Source organism: Myxococcus vastator, from assembly GCF_010894475.1.
GTDB lineage: Bacteria > Myxococcota > Myxococcia > Myxococcales > Myxococcaceae > Myxococcus > Myxococcus vastator.
The window spans coordinates 1-7,215 of record NZ_JAAIYB010000428.1 but is presented as its reverse complement, the minus strand read 5'-3'; the positions used below and the strand labels follow the sequence as shown (position 1 = coordinate 7,215).

Below are 7,215 nucleotides of genomic sequence, written 5' to 3'. Positions count from 1 at the left end.
GTAACGGAGGGGGTGGCTCCGCGGGCGGCAGTGGTGACGGTTCCGTGCCGGCCTCGCTCGCGGACGAGGCGCGCCGCCGGTACATCAACTACGCCCTGTCGGTCATCACCTCGCGCGCCCTGCCGGACGTGCGTGACGGCCTCAAGCCGGTGCAGCGCCGCATCCTGTTCGGCATGTACCACGACCACCGGCTGACGCATGAAGCCAAGTACCAGAAGTCCGCCAAGGTGGTTGGCAGCGTCATGGGTCAGTACCACCCGCACGGTGACTCCTCCATCTACGAGGCGCTGGTGCGCATGGCGCAGGACTTCTCGCTGCGCTACCCGCTGGTGGACGGCCACGGAAACTTCGGCTCGCTCGACGGCGACGGCGCGGCGGCCATGCGCTACACCGAGTGCCGCCTGGCGATGCTGTCCAGCGAGCTGCTGACGGAGCTGGGCAAGAAGACGGTGGCCTACCGGCCGACCTACGACGGCACCTTGCAGGAGCCGGTGGTCATCCCCGCGCGGGTGCCGCAGCTGCTCATGAATGGCACCACGGGCATCGCCGTGGGCATGGCCACCAACATCCCGCCCCATCACCTGGGCGAGCTGGTGGACGCGCTGGTGGCGCTCATCGAGAACCCGCAGCTTGTGACGAAGGACCTGCTCAAGTGGGTGAAGGGTCCCGACTTCCCCACCGGCGGGCAGATCCTCAACGACAAGAAGGAGCTGCGCGACATCTACGAGTCGGGCCAGGGGAGCATCCGGATCCGCGGTGAGTACAAGCTGGAGGACCTCAAGCGAGGCGGCCAGCAGATCATCATCACCTCCATCCCCTACACGGTGAACAAGTCCACGCTGGTGGCCAAGTTCGGCGACCTGGTGCGCGAGCGGAAGCTGCCGCTCATCACCGACGTGCGCGACGAATCCACCAAGGACGTGCGCATCGTCCTGGAGCTGAAGAAGGACGCCAACCCCGAGCTGGTGATGGCGTACCTGTACAAGCAGACGCCGCTGCAGACGAACTTCGGCGTCAACCTCACCTGCCTGGTCCCCATCAAGGACAAGCCCGAGCTGAGCGCGCCCGAGCGGCTCAACCTCAAGGACATCCTCTGGTACTTCCTCACCTTCCGCTTCGACGTGGTGACGAAGCGCTTCGAGCACGAGCTGGGCGAGCTGCTCCGGCGCGTCCACATCCTGGAGGGCTTCGAGAAGGTCTACGACGCGCTCGACGAGATGATCAAGATCATCCGCGCGTCGGAAGGAAAGCAGGACGCGGCCCGGAAGCTCATCGCCCGCTTCAAGCTGGATGAAGCCCAGGTGGACGCCATCCTGGAGATGAAGCTCTACAAGCTGGCCCGCCTGGAGATTCTCGTCGTGCAGAAGGAGCTCAAGGAGAAGCGCGCCGAAATCAAGCGCATCCAGGGCATCCTCAAGGACAAGAACAAGGTGTGGGGCACGGTCCGGGACGAGCTGGGCGAGATGAAGGCCCGCTACAACGACAAGCGCCGCACGCGCATTGGCGGCGCGGGCGCCGAGGAGATGGAGTTCAGCGCCGAGGCGTTCATCGCGGACGAGGACGCGCACGTGGTCATCACCCGCGACGGCTGGGTCAAGCGCGTGCGCGAGGTGAAGGACCCGTCCACCACCCGCCTGCGTGAAGGCGACGCGGTGATGGCGGTGCTGGCCGGCAGCCTGAAGGCGAACCTGGTGCTGTTCAGCAACTTCGGCACCGCGTACGTCACCCGCTTCAACGACGTGCCCGCCTCCACGGGCTACGGCGAGCCGGTGCAGAAGTTCTTCAAGTTCGACGACGGCGAGCGCGTGGTGTCCGCCATGTCGCTGGACGCGCGGCTGCCGCGCCCGCAGAAGCTGGTGGGCGTGACGAAGCAGGGCCTGGGCATGCGCTTCCTGCTGGAGCCGCACCTGGAGGTCTCCACGCGCGCCGGCCGCCGCTACGCGAAGACGGGTGAAGGCGACGAAATCATCGGCGTGCAGCCGGTGACGGACCGCGACCTGCTGGCGGTGCTGACGGAGAAGACCAGCGCCCTGGTGTGCAAGGTGGCGGAGGTCAACGAGCTGGCGGGCCCGGGCAAGGGCGTCACCGTCATCAAGGTGGACGGCAATGACCGGGTGGTGGACTTCCTCGCCGCGTCGCCCTCGCAGAAGGACGCGAAGCTGGAGTTCGAGACGCAGAAGGGCCGCAAGCTGCACCTGTCCCCGGCGAAGTACGGGTTGACGGGCCGCGGCGGCAAGGGCCACGAGATGTCGAAGCGCGACGCCGTGAAGGAGGTGACGCGCCCCGTCACCTTCATCCCGTTGCCCGAGAAGAAGGACTAGGCAGAGGACGCCATGGCGACGAAGAAGGAAACCTATACAGGCGCGGACATCCAGGTCCTGGAAGGTCTGGAGCCGGTGCGCAAGCGCCCGGCCATGTACATCGGCGGCACCGACAACACGGGGTATCACCACCTGCTGTGGGAGATCCTCGACAACTCGGTGGACGAGGTCATCAACGGCTTCGCCACCACGGTGGAGGTGACGCTCCACAAGGACTGCCGCAGCGTCACGGTGGTGGACAACGGGCGAGGCATCCCCGTGGACATCATGCCCAAGCACAAGAAGCCGGCCGTGGAGGTCATCCTCACGACGCTTCACGCGGGCGGCAAGTTCGAGCAGGGCAACTACATCCACTCCGGCGGTCTGCACGGCGTGGGCAGCTCGGTGGTGAACGCGCTGGCGCGCAAGCTCGTCGTGGAGATCAAGCGCGACGGCAAGAAGCACGTCCAGACGTACGCGCGAGGCAAGGCCACCAGCACGCTGAAGGCGGAAGGCGCCACGCGGGGCACGGGCACCGCCGTCACCTTCGAGCCGGATCCGGAGATCTTCGGCGACAAGCTGAAGTTCGACGCGGAGCTGGTGCGCGAGCGGCTGGAGGCCAAGAGCTACCTGCACAAGGGCATGACGGTCGTCTGGAAGGACGAGACGTCCAGCCCGCCCACGTCGGTGACGTACAAGCACGACGGCGGCATCGCGGAGTACCTCACCAAGGTGGTGGCGGAGCGGAACAAGCCGCTGGTGCCCGCGGGCAGCGCGGCCTTCTACCACTCGCGTGACAACGGGGTGCGGCTGGAGGCGGCGCTGGCGTGGACGGAGGCCACCGACGAGCACATCCGCTCGTACGTCAACGGCATCCCCACCCCGCTGGGCGGCACGCACGAGGCGGGCCTGCGCGGCGCGGTGGTGAAGGCGGTGCGCAACTACATCGAGACGCACGGCATCGCGCCCAAGGGCGTGACGCTCACCGCGGAGGACATCCGCGAGGGCATCACCGCCATCCTGTCCACCTACGTGGTGGAGCCGCAGTTCCAGGGCCAGACGAAGGGGCGGCTCAACAACCCCGAGGTGTCCGGCCAGGTGGACGGCGTGCTGCGTCCGGCGCTGGAGAAGTGGCTCAACGACAACAAGTCCATCGCGGAGTCGGTGGTGGCCCGCATCGTCCTGGCCGCCCGCGCGCGCGAGGCCAGCCGGGCCGCGTCCCAGGCGGTGAGCCGCAAGACGGCGGTCAGCCACCGGCTCAACCTGCCGGGCAAGCTGGCGGACTGCTCGTCCACGGACCCGGGCCAGAGCGAGCTGTTCATCGTGGAGGGTGACTCCGCAGGCGGCTCCGCCAAGCAGGGCCGAGACAGGCGCACCCAGGCCATCCTCCCGCTGCGCGGCAAGGTGCTCAACGCGGAGCAGGCGTCCACCGACAAGGTGACGACGAACAAGGAGCTCCAGGACATCGTGTCCGCGCTGGGCTGCGGCATCGGCTCCGACTTCGACATCAGCAAGCTGCGCTACGGCCGCGTCTTCCTGCTGATGGACGCCGACAGCGACGGGCACCACATCGCCACGCTGCTGCTCACCTTCTTCTACCGGCACCTGCGCCCGCTGATTGAGAGCGGCGCCATCCACATCGCCCAGCCGCCGCTGTACCGCGTGGACATCGGCAAGGAGACGTACTGGGCGCTGGACGAGCCGGACCGCGACCGCATCATCAAGGAGAAGACGAAGGGCAACGCCAAGCCCAACATCATGCGCTTCAAGGGCCTGGGCGAGATGACGCCCGACGAGCTGAAGCAGACGACGCTCGACCCGAAGAACCGCATGAGCCTGCGCGTCACCATCGACAAGCCGCTGGAGACGGACCGGCTCATCAACGACTTGATGGGCAAGGACGTCAGCGCCCGCTTCCGGTTCATCATGGAGCGCGCCAGCGAGGTCCAGGACCTGGACGTCTAGTCAGGGCGGAATCACCGTCGCGGGTCCCTCCTACCCCGGAGGGGCCCGCGCGCAGCAGGGCTTTTGAGACGGAGCCCTGGCTCGGCTAGCATCCGCGCCGTGACTACGTTCCGCCGAACCTCCCTGCTGCTCGCGCTCCTGCTGGCCTCCGCTCCCGCCTACGGGCAGTCCACGCGGAAGAAGAAGTCCAGCAAGAAGCCCCCCGCCACCACCCAGCCGGTGAAGACGACCAAGGCCCCCCCGGCGGATGACGCGGACAGCGACGAATCCATCGAACCCCGGATTTTCGGCTCTCCGGACGACACCGACGAGACGACCGTCACGCCGCTGGTGTCTCCGGACGCCCCGGCCGTGGCCACGCCCGCGGCGGAGCCGGGCGCCGCGGGTGAGCCGACGTTGGCCAGCGCGGCGGTGACGGCCGAGGGGCCGGTGGCGCTCTTCGCGGTGGCGCGGACGTCCACGGTGGAGGAGGTCGCGGTGAAGCTGGAGGGCGACCTGCTGAGCCGGCTGAAGGCCAGCGGCGTGACGCTGGTGGACCTGGGCGCGGCCTTCCCGCCGTCCCCGCCGGCGCCTCTGACGCGCGCGGACACGCTCTTCGAGCAGGGCCGCACCGACTACGACAACCTGGACCCCGAGGCCGCCGAGGCGAAGTTCGTGGCCGCGGCGGAGGCCTATACGAAGCAGCCGGCGGAGCTGAGCCCGGAGCGGCTGGCCAAGACGTACCTGTTCCTGGGCGCCTCGCGGCTGCTCAACGGCGACTCCGCCGGCGGCCAGGAGGCGTTCAAGCGCGCGGTGGTGGCGGAGCCGTCGATGACGCCCGACACCGCCCTCTTCGGGCAGGACGTGCTGAAGGCCTTCGACCAGGCCCGCGCCGAGGTGACGGCGCGGCCGGCCGGCACGCTGGTGGTGGAGTCGGAGCCGGCGGGCGCCAGCGTCCTGGTGCGGGGCCGGGAGCTGGGCGTCACGCCGCTCAAGGGCGTGGAGCTGCCCGCGGGCCAGCACCCGGTGGTGGTATCCCTCCCCGGCTACGCGGCCTTCGCCCAGTACACCGACGTCGCGTCCGCCAAGCGCACCGAGGTGAAGGCGGCGCTGGAGCCCACCCCGGGCCTGTCCGCCGTGCGTGACGCGGCGGTCCACGCCAGCACCGAACAGGCCTTCGAGCGGGACACGCCGCCGCCCGAGGCGCGCGCCATTGGTGAGCGGCTCAACGCCCGCTACGTGGTGCTGGCGGCGGTGGACCGCGGGGACAAGGGCTACCTCCAGGCCGAGCTCCAGGCGTGGGATTTGCGCTCCAACGCGCGGCTGCGCGGCGTGGAGATTTCCCTGGTGCCGGGCGCGAAGAAGGACGGCCCGGACGCGGCGGCGGACCAGGTGCGCGCCTTCGTCACCGGCGTCGCGGCGCCCCGGGTGGCGGAGGGCGGCAACGCGTTCTCCACCCTCATCAAGCGCCCGTGGTTCTGGGCGGTGGTCGGCGGCGCGGCGGCGGTGACGGCCGGGGCCGTCTTCGTGGCGACGTCCCAGGACAAGGGGCGCCCGTTCAACCCCGTTTCTGGTGGAATCGGATTCTGAGGCGGAGCCGCGTGTTGAATGCCCGGACCGCCTCCCGCGTCGCCTGTTTCAGAGGTCACCCCATGAAAGCCGCCCTCGTCCTTGTCCTCCTCCCCGCGCTGGCCCTCGCGGCCCCGCCCCAGGCGCGCCGCGTCAGCACCCTCCTGGTGCCCATGGACCCGGCCTCCGAGGCGTCCAGCGTGCAGATGGAGGGCTACATGAACGACGCCCTCACCCACTTCGCCGGCATGAAGGTCCGCAAGTCGGAGGAGCTGTTCGGCATGCCGGAGGACGCGGCGGCCCGGGCCTCGCTGGAGCGCGGGCGAAAGGGCTACTCGGAGAGCCTGTCCGCCTTCGACAAGAAGGAATACGAGGAGGCGGAGCGCAAGGTGCGCGCCACCCTGAAGGAGCTGCAGGGGGCCGCGGGCGCCATGCGCGGGTGCTCGCCGCTGTGTGACGCGCTGGCGCTTTACGCCGCCGTGCTGCACCTGCGCGGCGAGGTGGAGGAGGCGAAGCTGGCGCTCATCGACCTCATCGCGCTGTCCCCCACCCATGAGCTGTCCCCCAAGCGCTTCACGCGCGAGTTCCTCTCCCTGCGCGTGCAGGTGGCCACCAGCCGCACGTCCCAGCTGCGCGGCACCGCCACGGTGAACTCGCGGCCCGCGGGCGCGCGCGTGTACGTGGACGGCGAGGCCGTGGGCTACACGCCGGTGACGCTGCCCGCGCTGCCCATTGGCAAGCACCTGCTGCGCGTGGAGCGCCCGGGCTTCCAGCAGTACGGGCAGATCATGGAGGTGGCCACCGACGACACCGAGGTCACCGCCAGGTTGGTGCCTACCGCTTCGTACAAGGCCTACGACGCGAAGCTGGACCGGGTGGCGGGCGAGGTGAACCGCGCCGGTGAGAAGGCGTCTGGCGTGGCGGCCATGGCGCAGTCGCTGGGGTTGGACCGGGTGATGCTGGGCACCCTGCGCGCCAATGGCGAGGGCACCGAGCTGACGCTGGGCTACTACGACGCGCGCACCGGCCAGAAGATGGCGGGGCGGCGCATGTCCGTCCAGGGCGATGAGTTCGGCCAGCTGAAGCAGGAGATGGAGCGGGTGGTGAACCACCTGGTGAACAGCATCGGTGAGCAGGTGACCCGGAGCAAGGACCCCTTGGACAGCCGCGGCGGCATGGAGGACTGGTCGTCGGAGGACCGGGGCGGCCGTGGCAAGGCGCAGGACAAGCGGAGCAAGCCCGGCGACGACCCGCTCGACGGTGTGTCCGGAACCGAGGACTGGTGACGCAGAGCGCTTGTCCCGAGACGGCGGCGGCCTAGAGTCCCGGGGCGTATGCGCCTGCTCGCCCTCCTGCTCCTCCCCAGCCTCGCGCTCGCCCAGACGAGCGTCATCAGCCAGCC

At 69.4% G+C, this 7,215-nt stretch carries 4 protein-coding genes; all 4 read left to right on the top strand.

Features of this window, described 5'->3' with window-relative positions; translation table 11 throughout:
* A partial coding sequence (locus tag G4D87_RS30405; RefSeq protein WP_163786202.1) for a DNA gyrase/topoisomerase IV subunit A occupies window positions 1–2,321 on the top strand: 2,321 nt, incomplete at its 5' end.
* A 12-nt stretch (window positions 2,322–2,333) separates the two neighbouring features.
* A complete protein-coding gene (locus G4D87_RS30400; protein ID WP_163786201.1) occupies window positions 2,334–4,265 on the top strand; it encodes a DNA gyrase/topoisomerase IV subunit B in 1,932 nt (643 codons plus the stop codon).
* A gap of 99 nt (window positions 4,266–4,364) precedes the next feature.
* Window positions 4,365–5,834: a PEGA domain-containing protein gene (locus G4D87_RS30395; protein ID WP_240358732.1), complete on the top strand. Its 1,470-nt coding sequence runs from the start codon at window positions 4,365–4,367 to the stop codon at window positions 5,832–5,834.
* 62 nt (window positions 5,835–5,896) lie between these two features.
* The gene (locus G4D87_RS30390) at window positions 5,897–7,099 is read left to right on the top strand and encodes a PEGA domain-containing protein (RefSeq protein ID WP_205507774.1); all 1,203 of its coding nucleotides are present in this window, start codon (window positions 5,897–5,899) and stop codon (window positions 7,097–7,099) included.
* The last annotated feature ends 116 nt before the right edge of the window (window positions 7,100–7,215 follow it).

What these genes read in the sequence shown, in the direction of transcription:
- G4D87_RS30400 (WP_163786201.1), top strand. Translation starts at nt 2,334, where the DNA reads ATGGCGACGAAGAAGGAAACCTATACAGGCGCGGACATCCAGGTCCTG.
- G4D87_RS30390 (WP_205507774.1), top strand. Translation starts at nt 5,897, where the DNA reads ATGAAAGCCGCCCTCGTCCTTGTCCTCCTCCCCGCGCTGGCCCTCGCG.